The organism is Legionella nautarum, assembly GCF_001467895.1.
GTDB lineage: Bacteria > Pseudomonadota > Gammaproteobacteria > Legionellales > Legionellaceae > Tatlockia > Tatlockia nautarum.
Genome location: NZ_LNYO01000023.1, coordinates 61204 through 81413, shown reverse-complemented (window position 1 = coordinate 81413; position 20210 = coordinate 61204). Strand labels below are relative to the sequence as shown.

Here is a 20210-nt window from a genome sequence, read left to right as displayed (position 1 = left end):
TTCCATTGATTAATTTCTCGATAAATAGAGGCTGCGCAATTATAGCTCAGAAGCATTCGCCAGGGATCGGGGGTACGATGATTTTTATGAACTTGATTCACCATATCGCCAAAATAGGAACAAATCGTGTTATTTTGAGAAATTTCATAAGCGTTATTTGAGGGGTTAGCGTATTGGCCTGCTATACGGCCTATCCGAATTACATTACATCCCGTTTTTCTTTGAAAAAATTTAGCCAACTGCTCAATAAAGTCTAATTTTTCATAGCTTGTATCTAAGTCACAATCATAAAAATTTTCTATGCAATCTCCTGATTGTATTAAAAAATACTCACCTAATGCTGCTCTTGCTATTAATTGACGGAGCTTATTAATCTCTTTAATAGAAACCAAAGGGGATTGGGACTCTAAGATATTTTGGATATGGGTTAGTTCATTAGGGGAATGATGGGGTAGAATAATTTGACCACTCTGAATTTTAATTGATCTAGAAGGTTTACACATTTTTACAACTCCTTGTGACTAGACTTGTTTTTTTCAATAATTAAGTCGTAAGTAGTTTTTTAATTCTACTCAGACTCCTTTAGCGTACCTATTAGTTTGCTAAGTCAATATTCTATACTAAGATCCTCTACGATAAATCAACACTCTAAAGTGTATAAAATGCCAATTTAAACACCTTAGAGTGTACTTATCAATAGTATTATTGTTATTTAATGTTTTTTCTTTGAAGAATATTTGTATTATCATCAGATTTTTATAGAAAACTGAGTCATCTTATGAATTATCTTGGGGTTAATTTGAAAAAACTCTTAAAAAAAGAATGTATAAGTGAAAACGAACTTTCAAAAAGGGTCGGCATACCTCAACAAATGGTGAATAGAATAATTAGTGGTATAAATCAAAATCCTAAATTATCAACAATAACCCCAATTGCCCATTATTTCAACATATCTCTTCAAGAGTTAATTTATAATCCTAATCTTGATCTGAATAAGACATCGCTTCCTGACGCCCAAATTAGAATTCCTTATATTAATTTTAAGAATATAGAAAAGCATGATATTAATTATGCTATTTTGCATACTACAGAATACGTCAATGCTAACTTAGATCCTTGCAAACATTATTTTGCCACCTCAATGAATGATGATTCAATGGAACCAAAGTTTGCCAAAGGAACTATATTGATATTTGAACAAGAGAGAGAACCTTTTAATGGAGATTTTTGCTTACTAAAGGATGAACAAAATCAATATATGTTTCGTCAAATTATGATTAACTCGGAAAATAAAAAATTTATCAAATGTCTAAATCCTATCAATGAAGCATATAAAATAATCCAACTACCAATTAATATTTATGTGTTAGCAACATTACTTGAATCAAGAACTTTATTTTCTAATTCTTAGCCAAAAATAAATTTAAAGAAGTATTAGTAATTTCTTTTTCATTCCTTTTTAGTATGTAAGCAATAAAAGTAGCGGGCCAGACTGCTATTAAGCCATATACCATCTTAAATAAAAAAGCATTAAGCATAATCAATAAAATTTTTACTGTAGGGATCATCCCCAAGAAAGTTATTAATCCTGCAATAAAAGTTGCTAATCCTTCACTAATTGATGATGCTAAAAGACTTCTTATCCAGAAATGTTTCCCTTTTAATTTTTGCTTCCATTTAGTTAATAAATACACATTTAAGAAAGCACTTAATAGATACCCTACTACGCCGGCATTTGTAAATCTTAATACATGACCTATTACTTTATTAAATTCCTCATTAAAATTCCAATAAATTGGAGAAGGAAGATAATTAACAAAAGTGATAAGTAACGCAAAAATATACCCGGTAATTATTGACTCCCATATTAATTTTTTTGCATACACTGGACCATATAACTCAGCATATATGTTAGCCAAAAAAAATGTAAATGTATAAATAAGGGTCGATCCAGGCTCAACCACCCCCAATATATTTACTAATTTATAGGACATAGTTGTTGCAGCCATTAAAAAAGTTATATAAATCATGGATAAAATACGCATGTATTTAAAGTTATCTGGTTTGTTACTTGTATGCTTAAACTCTACTTTTTGATGTTCAACAAAATTCATGACATTTCCATAGACTTAATATCTAAAATAGTTTGCTCTTGTACAGCAGAGGAAATAACCATTATCATATCCTTTCTGCTTAAATTTATTAAAAAATCATAATCTTGATAAATTTTTTGCGCATTTATATTCAATAATTCATTTGTATGAATATTTTTTATTCTAAAAGTTGTCACACCTTCGTTTATGTATTGATATTCTATTATTAAAAAAGACTGTTCTTGGTTCATATACTTTTGAAAGGCAAGATAAGTAATTGCTCTCACATCACATGGCGAAAATTCAGATAATAATTCATCGTCATAAACTATTTCTTGAGGATTTAGTTTCAAAACTTGCTTTTTAATACCCATTAAAATTACGTGCAAAACTATTTCACTATTTTCAGTTGTGACATCGATTAAGCTGTACTTATAGCGCCCTTTTTCTAATTTATATTTTTTAAATATACCTTTAATCTTTGCTAAGTATAAATCAATTCGTGGAATAAACATTTTTGTTAATATTCCTCAAATATTTTTTGAATTCTATTAGCATCTGGAGTAACAGTTAATGAGAGTGATAATAGAAGACTTGATTTATGCGGGGATAAGCCTTTGGCTACAATAAGGCCATATTTTTCATCGTAATTTTTGTCAATACTGGTATATCCATATCCTGAACGAGAACATCTCACCACAGGAATACCTGAATCTACAGCTTTTTTTAATAGGTCTGAAATATAACTGGGTTGATATCCTTTACCAAATCCCGCACTAATAATTCCAGAAATACCATTATCGATTGCAGCATTCACCAAAACATCACTTATACCCAAATGGCTATAAATAATTGCTATCTTAGGTATACTCTCTTTTCCTAGAAGAGAAAATTCACTTCGATAAGTATGTCTGTAAATTGGTTTTGACTTTAAAATCAATTTGCCACCAATCACATGACCAATAACGCCTATTCCTTCTGTTGAAAAATTATTAATTAGGCCAGGGTTGTTCTTTACAGCATCGCGTGCGGCCACCACATAATCATTAAAGGTCACTAAAACCCCTAATGATTCGGCATTCTGGTCTTTTGCAATACAGATTGCATTGAATAAATTTCTTTTACCATCAAAGATTAAACTATTCTGTGGATAATGTGCTCCGGTAAAAACAATTGGCTTCTTTGTTTTTATTACCAATCCAATAAAATAGGCCACATCTTCCAACGCGTTTGTACCCATGGTCACAACAATTCCATGGCAATCATCCTGATCAAGGAGAATTTGAATTCTATTCGCTATTTTTATCAGGTCAGAAACGGTGATTTCATGGCTAATCTTTTGTGTTAATGCTTCTATAAAAACATGAGGATCATCTTTTAAATCTAGTTCCTTTATGAATGATGATATCGATGAAATTGGGCCATCATAAAATTCAGAACTAGGCTGCTCACTTAGGCTATTAATAGTTCCACCTAATTCAATTATCCCAATCCTTTTTAAAGGAGTATTCACTTATTGATGCGCTCTTATTTTTAAAAAAACAGATACTAAACTACATTATAAATATCTCATAGGTATTTCAACGTCTCTTAAGGCTTGTTTATACCGAATGAAGTGTCTCAGACACTCTAACTAGTTGCCTCTTCAATTAGCCAATTATTTTTTTCAAAAGTTAAAATATGCTAGCCAAAGGTAATCCCCCCATTTTTAACTGAAGCTAAAAGTAGAAGATTAACTATCGATATCTTTTTATTATTTATTTCCCTTCTGCAATAGAATATTTTTCTTTTCAAGAAGATGCTCTTTAAGCGTATTAATATTTTCCATATTAGGGGAAATATAATATTTGACTCCGTCTTTTAAAATTAGCTCTAATCCTGGTACATATTTAGCAAATCCAGTTAAGTATTTAGTTATGATGGAAAATTTCGAGGTTTTTACTGAGAGCACATCAGAAGCAGTAAAATTAATTTCCTTCTTAAAAATATCAGTTAGGGTAAAACAATCACCTTCTTTTTCTATACTTTCAACATATTCGTTGCCTTTTAAAATCATAAGAACACAATATAATCCAAAATAGATCAAAAATAGTGATCCTACTGCAGGTATTATTTTATCTATCCATTTAGTTTTTTCTAGAAAACTATAAATTGCACACCAAGCCAGAATGGAATTAGTACTAAAACTAATATAATAAAACCATTTGGGAAAATCTGCTCTTTGCTTTAAATAAGTATCATTCCAAATCATAAAATTACCATCCTGTACTCCTACCTAAACTCTCTTACCTAAACTGCTACCTATAGCACTATAAAACCCATTAAACATTGATTCAATTATTGTTTTTGTAAATCCTACATTTATTGATTTTGTAATTGCATGTGAATGTCCTGCTCCTATTAATGCAAAACTGAATGAGAGTAAACTATAGTGACTATTTGGATCTCTTATATTAGTTACTATTTGTCCTACCATGTTCGCTGTACCCCAAGATACATATGGATTCTTTAAAATAGAATACAATATCTTCGATTCTCCCATAACTGAAGTAAGCGCTCCCGCTAAAGCTCCAACTCCAATATCATAGATATCCCCACCAGAAGCAATGGCTCCATAAGCACCTGAAAACTTACCCTGCGCTGCAATTCCAGCAACTTTCAAATTTGTGACTCCGGTTGAAGTAGCACGTTGTTTGTAATAACCAGTTTTTGCTAAAGTTACAGCTTTTGATGCTGCTTTTTTTCCTATAGTTATGTATGACGTTAGTGATAATAGATTGTCAACTAATGTAGCACTTTCTTTAGACATAAACTTTTGCAAACCAGTTAGAGTTTGAGTTTCGAAATTTGCACCGGTGGCCATGTTTATATAACCTGTAAGAGCTTTATCTGCACCATGGGCAATGATTGGGGAGCTAATAGGAGAAGAGAGACCCAAGGAACCGTTAATCATAATTCCGGCACCAGCCAACTCTCCTAAACCTTCTGCCATTTGTACAAAACCTTCGATTCGATTTCCTATTTTTGCAGATTTCCACATATCAGTGCCTAGGTGTTCCATCAAATTGATTGCAGAGCCTTTGACAAAGCCAGTTAATCCGTCGGATAGCTCTCCACTTCCCTTGACAAGTATTGTTGGACTAGGGGCAACCTGAGCTTCACCATAATCATTCCACAGCTCATTCGCTTTTTTGATAAGTGCTCCGTACAATTGATGATGGTTAGAGGCACCTTCATGAAAACGCTCGTAGAATCCCGGGAGAATGGGAGTGTAGGTTTCGTCATTTGCGGTTTCTGGGACTGGACTATATTCTCCTTCTATCCATTCGGAAGGTATTTCGGGCTGTTGTGTTTCTATCTCCGTTGCTTGAGAGCGAATAAATCCATTTCCAATTGCTGAGCCTAAATTGTCGCTGAGGACTTGGGTTGCGTTTAGGCTTTCTCCGTTCATTGCTGTTTGTAGACTGCCTGTGGCTAGGGCGCTTAGTTCGGAGTGGACGATGCTGCCGCCTACTTTGCCTAGATGTTGTTCTAGGGATTGGCTGACTGTCCTGCCTGACTTACTTCCGGCTAGGCCGCCGAGGATTCCTCTTGCTCCTAGTTGGGACCAGCTAAAATGTTGGTGATTTTGTAGTGCTAGGCTTAGACCTTGGCTAACGGCGTCGTCGCCCATCATTTCTGCTGCTGTTGAGAAACTAAATCCTGTGGGTGATAGTTTGTCGAATTTTCCGAGTAAGCTTGTAAACGCTTCGCTTGAATTTAATCCTTGTAAAAGACCGGCTGAGGCTGCCGTTGAAAAACCGGAGATTAATGAACCTTTCAAATTCATGCCTTTTTGTAAACCTAAAATATTGGCAACTCCCTGCCCTGCTAGACTACCTGCTGCACCGGCAGCAAATCCTGCGGCTAAAGAACCTGTCATGCCTAGAGCTTGGCCAGCCAATACTTTCATACCCAAATGCAAAGCCCCTTTTAGGCCGGCGCCTAAACTTGCACCAATTGCACCAGCTAGAGCTCCAAAAGCAGCAGCGGCTAAGACTGTGGCAATGACAGTGACTGCGGCAATCGCTATTTTCTTGAATAAAGAATGCGACTTTCGACGCTGTGGTGCAGTAATAGGCGCAGCCGAGGGCGAGGGTAAAGACGGCGTCGGTAAGGTTGGGGAAGTATCTCCGATAAGCTCGGCACTATTGATGATCCGACGAGTGCCATCATTGAAATGTTGTCTTGTGGCAACGGGAGGGATGGTAATTCGCTGACCATTATGTAATTGACTTGACTGTCTATCGCTAAAGCCGTTGGCATCCGCAATGAGGTACCACAGACTACTATCTCCATAGATTTGCAGAGCAATACTATCTAAACTATCACCCGTTTGGACGGTATAAGTTCCCATGTTGTCTTGTGGAGTATTGGCTAAAATTTCATTGTTTGTCTCATTTTGTAAGCCCCCGTCTCTCTGTAGAAAATAGGCAGTGAGTTCCGGAGCAAAAACACCAAAATCTCCCAAATAAGCCGCAGGCGATCCCGCACGTGGATTTCCCATTGGCGTAAAGCCACCATAGACATTTAAATGCTGTATTCCGGCATTGTCTAAATGCAAATCACCAATCGTTTTACCAGCTACTGTTAGATAGTTTATTTGACCATTTATATCCTTTTTTGCACGTATGCCTTCAAGAGTACTGATCTTGTAATTGCTAATATTATTCCCATCAACCACTTGATACAGTTGACCATTAACATTGTAGAAACGTCCACTTACTGCAACGGCCGAAGGACCATCATTGAGCGATTGAGAGGCTTTATCAGTCGATTGTAGATAACTATCCCAATACACATAGGTATACTCATGAGTGCGGCGAATTTTCGTACCATTTTGATAGAATGTGCTGTCCACGCCCTGTAAATTTCCTACAAGATCGTAGTCATACAGTACTACCTCAGTTTCTTTCCAACCATTTGAAAGCAAAGAGAGCGTGCTTTGCTTTTTCAATAGATCAGCAACATAAGTCATGGTTGAGATACTTGCTGCGTGTCCGTATGCATCATACAGCCATTCCTGATCTACTCGCCCTATTTCATCATAATGCATTGTCTTTAATGTGATGTCATTTTTGCTAATTATTTCTAATTGATTACTCGTGTTATAAACATAGTTATATCGTTGTAGGCCACCATCTTCAAACTTTAATGCTATTTTGACGTTACCCGCAGCATCATAATCGAGATAAGAACTTTGTGTACCAAAAAGGGTAATTTCACCGTTAACTATGCTTCCTTTGTTAATTAACATTCGATTATTAGCATCATAGGTATAAAAATCATCATTCCTAACTTTCTGATAGCCTGTGTAATTGGCCTCCACCGCAGTATGGCGAATATTACCTACTGCATCATACTGATAATCGATATTTAACAGAGCATGGTCTTTATCGGGGAACTGATTCACTTGATCATTGGGTGAGCGACGTCTCACCGTCGTTAATCGTCCTAAAGCATCATAAGCATAGACATCATTTTCTGTTAGCCAACCACCATCATTTGAGCCTGAAATAGCGCGTGATACGGATTTACTAACCATATTGCCATCAGCATCATAGCTATAATAATCCGTTTCTTGATATACCTGATCGGCATAGGATAAAAGTTGACCATCACCTTGATAGCGATAACTCATACTTTTACCGGCTGTTGAAGTTTCCTCCAATAAAAGTCCATTTTTATTGTATTGATAAGTAGTCGTATGGCCACCTAAATCGGTATGTGCTTGTAAGCGTCCGTTTGCATCATAGGTCCAGGTTTGCTTAAGCCCCTTCGCATCTAGTTCAGAAATTTTATGGCCGGCATCATCATACTCTGAGGCACTGAGGTGCCCGCCAACATCTTTTTTAAGAATTTGATGCCCCAAATTGTCATAGGCAAAGAGTAACGAATGGCCTAGAGCGTTCTTTTGAGCAATTAATTCGCCACTTTCGTCATAGGTATAGGTTTGCTGATTTTTGGGTGACTTGAGCTCTGTTAAACGATTCGCTTTATCGTAAACATAAGTCGTTAAACCACCCAATTCATTCTGATTACTCTCTAACTGCCCCAATAAATTGTAGGCTTTAATTCGCTGGTAACCTTTAGCATCGATCTCAGTAAGGACATGACCTTCCGCATCTAAAATTTTTGCGACGGTATGACCATTGGCATCCATCATTGCAATTGCTCGACCCAGGGCATCGTAGGCGTAATAAACCGTAGGTTTAAGTATCTGGGCTTGCATTTTTTCATCATAGGCAACCACCTCCGGGAGTTCCTGTTTAATCACCTGATCGAAGGCATTGTATTCATAACGAGTTTCAAATCCTCGAGCACTCTTATGGGATAACACATTGCCCCAACGATCAACGGATTGATGCTGTGAGATACTTTCTAAATGAACTTCTTCTCCCGGACGAGTCGCAGTAAGAGTGTATTCTTTAGTCTGGCTTAAACAACGGCCAAGTCCATCATAGACATTATTCTGGCGCTGCAAATTATAATGCCATTGCGCCTCTGTGAACCGCTCTGTGTTGTTAAAACTTTCGTCTGATAAATCGACACCTTGGTCACCATAGGTGTCAGAATAAACATTCGTGGAGGTAGCAATCTGGGTAACGTGATCCATCAAATCATAAACAAAAATCTGATAATAACCTTGAGTATTGGCGCGTCGAATCCTACCTAAAAGATCATAATCAATATGAGTGGTTAAATTGCCATCAATCCCCTTGGCAGTTATTTCACCAAATACATTATAAACAGCATCTTCAGTCATCAACAGGCCGTTGTTTTTATAGGTTCCTGTCTGTATAAGCTGCCCTTCTTTATCAAAGGCATAGCGTTTATCAATGAGTCGCTGGCTACCATCGTTTTGAGTCAACAGTTGCCAACTTCGTACTTTTTGGCCATTGGCATCATAGCTGTAGTAAATCGCATGATTTAAGCCGTCAATTTCTGCCAATAATCGACCTTGATTATCATAAATAGCACGCGTACTAACATCTGCGGCCGAAGCCTCTTTAAGGACATAACTCTCTGCGTTTGCAGAAGCGGCTCCCTGAGCAAAGCGGGTCACTTCAACCAGTTGCCCTAGAGCGTCATAACTATAAGTCGTAGCTGCTCTACCCACTGAACTAGCAGGTCCTACCTTGGCAATTAATTGACCTAAAGCATCATAATAGCAATAGCTTGTAAAACCTAAAGCGTCTGTTGTTGAGGTTAAATTGCCCAGGGCATCGTAGCTGTAATGGGTAGTTAAATCACTGGCTAAGGTCAGGTATTGATTACCCGCATTAATGAGTTGTTGATAACTCACCTGCTTTAGGGTTTTAGAGGTTAATCGGCCTAGCACATCGTAAGCAAAAACCATATGGCGATCTTTAGCGCTTGCAACGGGAGTAGTAACTTGATTTTCATCCCAAGCACTCGCACGATTGGCGTGTTGAATTTCATCAATCAGTTCGCCGAAACTATCGTAGGTGTAAGTTGTTAGATAATGTTCCGCATCTAAACTCGCTTGCTTTAAGCCCTCTTTGTTGTAGTAATAATTGGTCGTTGCCCAATCAATTTCGTTACGCTTAACGCTCACTTCAATGACTTCACCAAAGGCATTATAACGGGTGCGGGTAGTTGGCGTGAGCGCTTCGTAATGTTTGGTTGCCGCGTTATAGCTGTGGATTTCATTCTGGGTGGTTTCGAGTAAACGATTATCCAAATCATAACTATAATGTTCTTTTCGATCGTAACCGCTGGGTTTTAACGCTTTGGCGAACGTTTCCGCGTCATCCATTCCGGAAGACCAGCTTAAAGTATTAGCATAACGTGTTTTTGACAGCTGATTGCCAAAAGCATCATAGCTAAAACCCGTCACAGCGCCTTGAGTATTTAAGCTATACAATAATTGGCCTTTTTTGTCATAGACGTTATAACGCCAATTACCGGCGCGATCTTTGCTGGCAATCACTTCTCCATAGGCATTGTACTGCTGTTCTTCGACTAAGGTTTGTGCCTGCTCTTGTCGCTGAGAACTTGCCGTATTACTAGCGATATTCACTAAAACATTAGGATAAATCGTTTGTATTTTGCGATTATTATTATCATAAAGGTATTGAGTGATTTGATTTAAACCGTCTGGATCACGTACGGTGCTTGTAATATTGCCAAAGCTATCATAGCTGTGGTGTGTGACCAAAGAACGGAGTTCTGATACCCATTTCCCAGCTTTTAAACTCATCATTGCCGTTCTTGGCGAGCGGGTTTCGATTAAGTGATTTGCTTCATCATAGTGATAAGTCCATTGAGCTGCATTGGCCTCAGTCTTTGTTAATACATTACCATTGCTGTCGTAAGCATAGTGAGTAGCTTGTTTTTTCGCGTCAATTTTGGTTGTAAGACGGCCAATAACATCATAATTAAAATGAGTGCTTCGGTCATGCTTATCGACTTTCAGGATTTTTCTTAGACCTTGCTCATCATAAGTAGGTACAGTCAAACGTTCATCATGAGTAATTTCACTTATTACATTACCTAGAGCATCATAGCCTCGCTCAAGTATACGCCCTTCTGGGCTAATACGATAAACCTCTCTACCGGCAGCATCAAAAACGAAATGACTCAATCTATCTTGGGCACTAGCTGATAACTGCTTTTCCCAATCACTCGTGTTATCAGGATCAAAGCGCGTAGCGTACTGTAAACTGGCAATGGTATTTCCAACTCCATCATAGAAATAAGCAGAGGCAATGCCATTAGCACTTAATTGATAGCTCAATCGACCGGCTTGATCATAAGCATAGCGGATGCGTTGATCAGAAGGAGAGGGTTGAATATTCTTACGCAAGACTTCAAGTGAATAATGATCAGATTGAAGGGCTAAATTCGTAGCAAACTTAGTGTTGCTAATCAATTGACCACTCGCATTATAACGGTATTCCGTTAAATAATTTTTTTCATCCAGTTGATAAACGAGTTGGTTTAGACCATTGTAGGCAAAATACTGATGTCTAGCTATAGTTCTCTCTTCCTCAGAATAAGACATCCCCCCCCGTTTAAGCTCATCCAAAGATTTCGCCGCCGCAAAGCTGATCTGGTGTAGTAAGTTGCCATTCCCATCATAGCTATAAGATCTACCATAACCTTGAGCATCGAAAGACATAGTGATACGTCCTTCTAGGTCAAAAAAACGAAATTGGTATTGATCATTATCAGCCGGTTTCAAGACCAGACGAAGGTCCTTTTCGGTGTAACTTTTAAGCACTGAAATGCGATTGGCATAGGTTACTGTTTGTACTTCATTTCCACAAGGATCATAGATATGTTCTGTGACTACCCCACGCGCATCGATTTGAAAACGGCACTGGTTTTTAGCATCGTAAATAAAATGGCGTGTATTGTTGTTAGCATCCGTTTCGCTGACAAGATTGCCATTCTCATCATAGCAATAGCTTGTTCTAAGACCTAAGCCTTCGGGATCAAGAATGGTGGCTTTACGCCCTCCTAATATGTCCCATTCATAAGCGGTAACTCTGTCTTGGCCTTGGGGATTGCATTCCGTTTTTCGAGTTAGTAAACCCCGATCATCATAGCTAAACAAAATGGTTAAATTAAGTCCATCTGGGTCGGTACGAGTTTGAATCAGATTTCCACTATCATCGTAACTAAATTGTTTACGCAGACCATTCGCTTCAGTAATTTCCAACTGACGGCCAATACCATCATAGCGGTATTTCGTTGTGAGTGCTAAACCATGGGGATCGAGTGTCTTAGTTAATACGCGTCCTTCTGCGTCATAACTATAGTAAATAACTTGTCCACCATTATCCTGTTGCCAAATCAGATGGCCGATCTCATCATAACGATAGTATTTGGCATAGGACTCAGAAGCGCTCTCCGTAATCAATTGGCCTTTAGCATCATAATAGTAGTGTGTCAGCTGATCATTGGCATCGGTAACAGTGATTTTATCGCCGAATGCATTGAATTGAGTTACTATTTTGCTATTTTGATTTGGGTGTTCGACAGTTAGGGTATTATTTTGATCATCATAGCTAAAGAGGTTAATCCATTGGCTAGAGTAATTGGTTTCACTTAAGATACGTCCAAATGCATCGTAATGAATTTGCTTGTAATTATTAGCTTGGTTTAGGATAACAGTTCGTTCGCCACGGCGATTATATAAATAACTTGTAATATTTCCACGAGGATCGATTATCTTTTTAAGATTCCCAAACACATCGTATTGGGTTTCTGTGTGGTGATTCACTCCGCCGATATCATCCACTTGATGACGCACTAACCCTCGTCGATCATAAGCATAGCCCTTGACTAATTCGTGGGTTGAATCAATACGCAGACTTGATGACTCTAATTCGCCAAACGCATTATATTCGATAGTTTGCAGTCCTCTACTGCCTGTTATTTTTTTTACTAATTGGCCTAAGTTATTATATTCGTAGACAATTTTTTCATCGCTTGCCTCATCGCGTAACTCATCCAATTGAGCAGCCAATTCTGTCGTCGTTAAAGCGACTAAGCTTTTCTTTAATGACTTGCTATAACGATATACCGTCTCGACTTGGTTAAAGTTATTGTATTGATTTTCAGTGACTTGTCCTTCTGCATTAACCGTGTAGATAAGCAAGCCAGCCTCATTATAAAAATAATGGGTTGTTTGTTTTAATGCGTTGGTCAGACTCACTAATCTGCCAGCTAAATCATACTCGTAATGAAGACTATGTTGTTGCCAGATAGTCTCAAGCTCTGCTTCATTGAGTTGAGTATTTTTTAATAATAGCGCGGCGCCTAGGGCATCTAATTGTTGAATGACCCTACCCAACGCATCATAGCGAAACCGCTGTTGACGAATTTCATTCGTTTTTGTGTCTGTAAGTGTTTTCTCTAGAACTAAGCCTTTTTCATCGTAGCGAAATTGGATCAGTAAGCCATTTTGCGAGCGCTCCTCAATGAGTTGATCCAAATCATCATAGTTATAGGTTGTTAGATGATCAGAAGCCTTTTCTTGCAGACAAAGTTCAGTTAGGACTGTATGTTCATTAATCGTTGTCATTACTGTTTCAGTTAAAGCCGTTGAGAAACTGCGCTTTCTGATGAGCAAGCCTCTGTCGTTATACTCATAAGTGATCGCAAATCCCGCTGGATCAATATCAGCCACCTTCAAACCTGCCGTATTGAATAAGCTAAAATTGTGAATATCATTAAAATCCTTTTCAGGAGCAACCCACTCCGAATTCAATGGAAAACTTGAATACCTCGCATGGCGAATAGTTTCTATTAGATTCCCGCGACGATCGTAACGATATGAAGTAGCCGCAGCTTCACCATTCACTTCGGCTTGTAGCCGTCCTTCGCTATCATAAAAATAATAAATACTGCGATCGTTAGAACTTGGCTGCAACTTAAGCTCATGATTAGTTAGGCGCTGACTTGCACTATAAAGCTCTAAGCGGTTGGCATAAGCTGTCTTGCGGATAACCTGTCCCGCTGGATTATAGTCAAAAGCGATAACCCCTCCCTCGGCATTAATTTGATAAGCGATCTGATTAAAATCGTTATAGATAATCTGACTGTTTCGATCGTTGAGCTTGCTTTCAGGTTTTATCTCAGCCCATGCAGGAATTTTGGTTTTCCAATCAGCCGTTGCCGCTTTTTCACTATAATTGATTGTTTGTACAACTCTTCCCTCTTCATCATAGCGATACTCACTTAATTGACCACCGGGTTCGCATTTGGCTTGTAGCCGACCTTCCTCATCGTAAAAATAATAAGTGGCAGTACCATCGATATGAGTCTGAGATTGCAAGCGCCCAGCGTTATCATAAGTGTATTGAATACTGCCATAATCCTGGCTTATAGCATCCAAATACTGAGTTGTTAAAAGTAGGCCCGAACGGTCATAGCTACGAATGGTTTGCAGGCCTCGCTCATCGGTTTCGACTACTCGTTGATGCGTATCATCATATTCAAAGCGCTGAGAATGATTTTGATTATCGCAACGCTGAATAAGGCGCCCTAAATCATCATAAAGATAGCTGGTTACACTAAAACCTTGATCGAGGGGAACTGCTTTCTCGACAAGTCTGCCGGCTGCATCGTATCGAAACCGAGTGACTAGGGCGCTCTTACTCAATCCCTCCCCATTTTTATCAATAGAGGCATAATGCGTTTCTTCGTCTAAGAGCCCACGCCAATCATAATGGTAGGCGCTGAGACTGACAGCTTGTTGATCTTGTTCGCTGACCCAAGTTAATAAATCGCTCAATCCAAGGTTTTGTTGACTCGTTGAATAGCCTGCTTTTAGATAACTACGACTATTTAGGCATTGACCGTCCTGATTATAGCGATACTCAGATACTGTCCCATCTTTAGCGATAGAAAAACGTAGATGTCCTCGCTCATCGTAAATAAAATGATTTGTTTGAGGGGCTTCCGGAGAGTGATTTCCATCAAAACGACTATAGCTGGTTTCACTTAATACACGATGCTCATTGTCATAAATGCGTTTAGTGATTTGTCCTGAGGGCTCTTGTACAGCTATACAATCTCCCGCTTCATTATATTCAAAGAGCCAATGTAAATGACCTTGATGAACAGCGCTTAAATGTTTTCCCTCGTACTCGTAGCGGATATAGCTATTTTTAGGTCCATCAATGCCTGTTAAACGGCTCTGCTGATCATAATAATAAGTCCAGGTTTCACCTAAACTATTGCTAATGACTGTCTTGCCATCAAGGTATTCATAACTAGTCGCGCGCTTTTCACCATCAACAAGTTTCTTAACTCGGCCTTCACTATCGTAATCAATTAAAAGAGACGTTCCATCCGATTGATGGATAGCAGAGATTTGGTTGGAATCTCCGGCATATTCGTAGTTTATCCAATACAGCTTATCTTGGCCTAGATCACGAGTCACTTTTTGCAACCGATGTTGCTCATCATAATCGTAATGTAAATGGTGAACAACTTCCCCATCGCTGAGCACGGTGAGATCTTGTAAAAATCCTTGAGCAAAAACCCACTTGATTGTTTGTTTATCACTGGTATCAGAAATATAAGCTAATTGCCCCTCACTATAATGAAATTGCAACTGATGGCCATCTCGATCGGTTAAACGAGTTAATTGCCCATCGAGATTATATTCATAGGCACGAGACTCAGACCCCTCGCGATAAATCCAACGATCGGATTCGAAGCGCAGCGTCGCTGTGCTTCCATCGTTTGCTAAATAGCAGCCTTTCTTTTCATCAAAGATAAAATGGCTAGCATGACCATCTTCATCAATACGAGTCACTTCAGAACCAAAACTGTTGGCAACGCCGTGCAGAAATAAAGAAGTTTGCGTATTGAAACGCCAATTGTTACCGCCTTCGCCCAGTGAATTGTAACTATGTATCAACTCAAACCCTAAACCACTGCTGGCTAAAAATCCATCCGTTTGTCGTAAGACTAGATTACCATTCGCTGCATTGATATAAGCCGACTCTCCACTTTGACCCAGTGCCGCATTACCCTTTGGCCCATAACTACCTAATTGACTGAGGGAGGAGCCTTTAATACCTAAACCTTCATTAATAACTAGTTGTGTCATCCAAACAATCCTTTTTTAATTAATTCATTACAAGCAACGATAATGGGATAATCCCCGACCTACCGCCCGGCGTGTTTTTAATGGTGAGGTAAATCTGCACTTCTTGCTCATGAATCTTAGGGACTTCATCAGCGATAAGTTTATTGTCTTCAATTCTTAACCAAGAAGGTTTGTCATAATTCTTTGCCCATTCAATAACGTAGGGTGTTTGCTCGTATTCAGGAAAAACATCAAGATTAAGGATAAAATCATGATAAAAAGGCTGCCCAGGATATGCGATAGGTAGCTGAGGATTCGCTGCTTTAAATCGCGGCTTTTGTTCCTCATCAATCGCGATATTGAGAGGCACTTGAATCTTATCGGAATCGCCGCCTCCTCGCGTATTCACATGCAAAGTGATTTGATATTCTTGCCCTGTGACTTCTGCGGGGACCACGCCTGTCAATAAGGTGGGTTCAATAGCGGACACATGTAACCAGGGTGCTTCGGGTTCAATTTTATCGATCACTAATTTAAGGTTGGCATCACTGCTAGGATCGTTGACAAATTTTCTGACATCAAAAGAAAACTCATTACCCACCCTTTTTTCAAGTGAAAAAGCGGCAATACTAGGCTTAGATTTTGGATCAGTACTAATTGGGATATAAATTTTTAGCGGACTGGAATCACCCCCAGTATTTGAGGAGGCAATCAAAGTCACTTCCTTTTCGCTACCTGCTTCAGACATCGGCACTTCGCCCATCAAAAAATTACCGTCTCCACCAATCCTGAGCCAATCGGGATGTGTTTCATTGGTATCAATGCGAAAACGCAGTGGATTGTTAAGATAACGGAGGGGCGATTCGACTAACTCTTTCAAATTCAGTTGATAAGCTTGTCCGGGAGTGGCACTTGGGATGATGCGATTTGTTTGAAACTTCGGTTTGTCAGCAGTATTGATACCAACATGAATGATTAAGTTCGTTGGTGCCGTCCGACCTCCTCCATTTTCTGCGGCAACAGAAAAGAGATAAACCCCAGTTCTCTTTGGTGTACCAACGATAGAGAAAAGTGCCTGGTCAAAGTACAACCCATCTTGCACAGTTGGTGTAACCACTCCATGCACGGTTCCAACCTCAAGGTTTTCGGCATAATAACTGACATAATTTTTGAGATCAGCAACGAAAGGTACATTGGCAGTCGCATTTAATATCGGAATATTCGCCATTGATAAAGGGCGAGGAATAACGAGTACTGAAATAGGAACATCGTATGCGAGATCCCAAGGCACTAGCGGATATTCAAAGCCAGATAGCCGGTACATTGTTTTCCCATTAAAGAGATGTCCGACCTTATCGCCTGGAATAATCAAACTAAAATAACAGTCGCCACCAAAAGGAAAATAAATTTCCCCATTTGCAAAACTGGGGCAGATACCATGATTAACAAAGAGCTGTACACCTTGTGGAAGTCGCCATTCTTGACCGAATTTTAGATTTTTATGCGTCATTTTTATCAAAATCATCTGTTGTTGGCCGTAATAAACCGTTTTTCTATCAGGTGTTAGATTTTCAAAGGCCACTTCTGGGTAATAAGGGCCGCCCGCCAGCGCAAGTACAGGCAACAGACTGACCAATAGAAAAAACAAAAACCGCTTCATATAACTTATCCTTAATCCATTAGAGGGGTGAACTTGCGTCCTAACTCAATCAGATTCTATCTGAGCGAATCTCTTATTAGCCTTGGCCTTTGGTATGAAAAGTTCAATAGGAATTGGTTTTAAGCGAATAAAATGCGTTTTAATTGTGCTAACACTAGATAATGGCGATTTTGTAAAATATCTCATGATTCTTTCCTATTATTGACTTGCTATGACCAACAAAATTATTCAAAAAAAGGGAACGAATAGAGGATATTGAGTGTTTTGAAATTGATTGCGATGTTTCCATTAGTTTGCTTGCTTTTATTCTTCATGATAAAACTCCGTAGTTTTTATAGCCTTTCCAGGGCTGACGGAATCCTACTGGATAATCTGAATTAAATCAACAAAGAAAGGGCTTTACTTAAATTAAAACAGAATAGGCGCTACCGCATTATTTTGATTATTTCCAAAATAATGGCTATAGCTTATGAAACAGCAAATTGCGGGGTTTTATGAACTCTAAAATGCCGGTTGTATTTATTGGACATGGTAGTCCAACGAACGCGATTGAAAATAACTCTTTCACTCGTACGCTCGGAAAATTAGCCAAAAAAATCCCGAAGCCCACAGCCATTCTTTGTATTTCTGCTCATTGGCTGACTGCACAAACCTGGCTAAGCCATAGTCCTTATCCAACAACCCTCCATGATTTTCATAAGGGGCCAACTGAATTATTTACAGTGAATTATCCTGCTCCTGGCGCACCGGAGTTGGCTGAAAAAATCAAAGCAACCATTTCTGAACACTCTATACAACTTGAGGAGCATTGGGGCTTTGATCAGGGCGTTTGGATCGTCTGCATCCCTATGTATCCCGAGGCTAATATACCCATCGTCCAACTTAGTATTAATATGGCAAAGCCGAGCGATTTCCATTTTGAGCTGGGCGTAAAACTCAAGGAGCTACGCAAAGAGGGGGTACTTATTATAGGCAGTGGCAACATTGTCCATAATGACAAAATGCTGCTTTGGGATAATCAATATGCTCAACCCTATCCCTGGGCGACTGAATTTGATGAGCAAGTAAAACGCTGCATTATGCAACGCGATTATGGCCCTTTGCAGGAAGATTTACTTTATACTGAAGTGGGGCGACTAAGTGCTCCCACCCTTGAGCATTATCTGCCTTTGCTCTATGTGTTGGGCGCTTCCGATGGCGATGATGCATTAAGTTTTGAGTTTGAAGGAATCCAATTTGGCTCAGTTTCTATGCGTTCACTGAGCCTAGGGTTGTAACTTGAGCAGTTTATTTTTTAGATTTTTTTATTCCCAGTATAACTAGCAATGATCTCATTAAATCACGCATTACCTGTCGCACTACTTGTCTGAACAAGGTATTTTTAGAAATTTTTTCGACAATGCTATCTTCCTGAGCGCCTCGTTTCTTAGGCGTATCTGGCATCTTTTCAGCCGTTTCAGCCCGTTGTGCTGCTAATATTTCCTCAAGTGATGTAGTTTTCATGCGTTTACCATAATGCGACATCAACATTGAGCCTGCGACCACCGCTATGATTTCTTGTGGACTCAACACGCCCATACGTGATTCAGGGGCTCGCACGCGACATTCGACTAAAGGTGTCGGTTGGCCCTCTGCATCCAAACCACTGACTAGAGCTTCACCAATACCCAGGGAAGTCAAAAGTTCCTCAGTATTATAATATTTTGTTGTGGGGAAATTTTGTGCAACCAGCTTCATTGCTTTTCTGTCTTTCGCTGTAAAAGCCCGTAGTGCATGCTGAATTTTTAATCCCAATTGGCTTAAAACGGAATCTGGAATATCGTTCGGCGTTTGCGTGCAAAAAATTAAACTCACCCCTTTTGAACGAATTAATTTGACCATCGTATCCAATAAACTTAAGAGTGCTTTACTCGCATTACTAAATATTAAATGGGCCTCATCGATAAATAAGACTAATTTAGGCTTAGGTGGATCGCCCAATTCAGGCATTTGCCGATAAACATCGGTTAATAATTTAAGCATAAAGGTCGAAAATAATTTGGGCTTATCTTGCATATCCAATAAACGTAAAATAGAGATAATTCCAAGCCCCTGGGCATTCGTTCTGACTAAATCCATGACATTGAAAGCAGGTTCACCGAAAAATTGGTCTCCCCCTTGAGATTCAAGCTCGATGAGCTTGCGGACAATTGTCCCCACAGAAGCAGAAGAAACGGCACCAAAATCAGCTTCAATTTTGGCGTTACCAGCATCAGTTTGGGCAAACTTTAGCAGACTTTTGAGATCGGCTAAATCAATTAAAGGTAGATTATTTGTTTTGGCATATTCAAAAAGAATAGTAATGACGCCCGATTGTGTTTCATTAATATCTAGCATGCGCGAAAAAAGAACAGGGCCAAAATCCGTTATGGTTGAGCGTAAAGGAACACCCTCTTGAATTGAGCCATTCAAACTCAGTAATTCGACAGGGAAAGCGCGTGGAACATAGGCTATCCCGAGAGATTTGGCACGTTCTTCTAAAGAAGGATCGGCAGCTCCTGCTTCTGCTAGCCCTGAGACATCACCTTTGATATCCATAACCAGGCTAGGAACACCGAGCAAAGAAAGTTGCTCGCTCAGTACCTGCATGGTTTTTGTTTTACCACTACCGGTTGCCCCGGCAATTAAGCCATGACGATTGAATGATTTTAGTACTAAATTGACTGGGGCTTTATCAAGCAATTTTTCATTGATTAAAATACCGCCTAGTTGCACCGCAGGCAATTTCCCCGCTTGATAAGGGCTGCGTAAATCATCGTACATGGGCTAGGTCCTTGCTAGTCGTTATAGGATTAATTATAACTCA

General features: G+C 39.1%; 10 protein-coding genes. 2 read left to right on the top strand and 8 right to left on the bottom strand.

Going from position 1 to position 20210, the window contains the following annotated elements; all coding sequences use genetic code 11:
- The coding region (locus Lnau_RS11620; protein WP_162263200.1) for a 3-deoxy-7-phosphoheptulonate synthase at positions 1–503 on the bottom strand (503 nt) is incomplete at its 3' end.
- A gap of 275 nt (positions 504–778) precedes the next feature.
- Here Lnau_RS11620 and Lnau_RS11615 point away from each other — a divergent pair.
- Positions 779–1411, top strand: coding sequence for a LexA family transcriptional regulator (locus tag Lnau_RS11615; protein WP_058505318.1), 633 nt, complete (start codon positions 779–781; stop codon positions 1409–1411).
- Here Lnau_RS11615 and Lnau_RS11610 read toward each other — a convergent pair.
- From Lnau_RS11610 to Lnau_RS11585, 6 genes are all read right to left on the bottom strand, one after another.
- The gene (locus tag Lnau_RS11610; RefSeq protein WP_058505317.1) at positions 1401–2114 is read right to left on the bottom strand and encodes a queuosine precursor transporter; all 714 of its coding nucleotides are present in this window, start codon (positions 2112–2114) and stop codon (positions 1401–1403) included. The genes Lnau_RS11615 and Lnau_RS11610 overlap by 11 nt on opposite strands.
- Positions 2111–2608 (bottom strand): hypothetical protein, encoded by a 498-nt coding sequence (locus tag Lnau_RS11605; RefSeq protein WP_058505316.1) that lies wholly within the window; start codon positions 2606–2608, stop codon positions 2111–2113. The genes Lnau_RS11610 and Lnau_RS11605 overlap by 4 nt, the downstream gene beginning before the upstream one ends.
- Positions 2609–2613: 5 nt before the next feature.
- Positions 2614–3606 carry an asparaginase gene (locus tag Lnau_RS11600; RefSeq protein WP_058505315.1) on the bottom strand — a complete coding sequence of 331 codons (993 nt, stop codon included), beginning with the start codon at positions 3604–3606 and terminating at the stop codon, positions 2614–2616.
- Between the two features lie 240 nt (positions 3607–3846).
- Complete coding sequence (locus tag Lnau_RS11595) at positions 3847–4344, bottom strand: hypothetical protein (protein WP_058505314.1); 498 nt, start codon at positions 4342–4344, stop codon at positions 3847–3849.
- 24 nt (positions 4345–4368) lie between these two features.
- Positions 4369–15726 carry a LysM peptidoglycan-binding domain-containing protein gene (locus tag Lnau_RS11590; protein ID WP_058505313.1) on the bottom strand — a complete coding sequence of 3786 codons (11358 nt, stop codon included), beginning with the start codon at positions 15724–15726 and terminating at the stop codon, positions 4369–4371.
- Between the two features lie 19 nt (positions 15727–15745).
- Complete coding sequence (locus Lnau_RS11585; protein ID WP_058505312.1) at positions 15746–17365, bottom strand: hypothetical protein; 1620 nt, start codon at positions 17363–17365, stop codon at positions 15746–15748.
- A gap of 494 nt (positions 17366–17859) precedes the next feature.
- On the opposite strand from Lnau_RS11585, the gene ygiD reads away from it, so the two are divergent.
- Positions 17860–18642, top strand: a complete 783-nt coding sequence (gene ygiD, locus Lnau_RS11580) for a 4,5-DOPA-extradiol-dioxygenase (RefSeq protein ID WP_058505311.1) — start codon at positions 17860–17862, stop codon at positions 18640–18642.
- 10 nt (positions 18643–18652) lie between these two features.
- On the opposite strand, the gene Lnau_RS11575 is transcribed toward ygiD, so the two are convergent.
- Positions 18653–20167 (bottom strand): helicase HerA-like domain-containing protein, encoded by a 1515-nt coding sequence (locus Lnau_RS11575; protein ID WP_058505310.1) that lies wholly within the window; start codon positions 20165–20167, stop codon positions 18653–18655.
- Between the last annotated feature and the right edge of the window lie 43 nt (positions 20168–20210).

Bases quoted from the DNA above. Each gene is read 5' to 3' on its own strand.
- Lnau_RS11615 (WP_058505318.1), top strand. From the start codon at position 779: ATGAATTATCTTGGGGTTAATTTGAAAAAACTCTTAAAAAAAGAATGT.
- Lnau_RS11610 (WP_058505317.1), bottom strand. From the start codon at position 2,114: ATGAATTTTGTTGAACATCAAAAAGTAGAGTTTAAGCATACAAGTAAC.
- Lnau_RS11605 (WP_058505316.1), bottom strand. From the start codon at position 2,608: ATGTTTATTCCACGAATTGATTTATACTTAGCAAAGATTAAAGGTATA.
- Lnau_RS11595 (WP_058505314.1), bottom strand. From the start codon at position 4,344: ATGATTTGGAATGATACTTATTTAAAGCAAAGAGCAGATTTTCCCAAA.
- Lnau_RS11590 (WP_058505313.1), bottom strand. From the start codon at position 15,726: ATGACACAACTAGTTATTAATGAAGGTTTAGGTATTAAAGGCTCCTCC.
- Lnau_RS11585 (WP_058505312.1), bottom strand. From the start codon at position 17,365: ATGAAGCGGTTTTTGTTTTTTCTATTGGTCAGTCTGTTGCCTGTACTT.
- ygiD (WP_058505311.1), top strand. From the start codon at position 17,860: ATGAACTCTAAAATGCCGGTTGTATTTATTGGACATGGTAGTCCAACG.
- Lnau_RS11575 (WP_058505310.1), bottom strand. From the start codon at position 20,167: ATGTACGATGATTTACGCAGCCCTTATCAAGCGGGGAAATTGCCTGCG.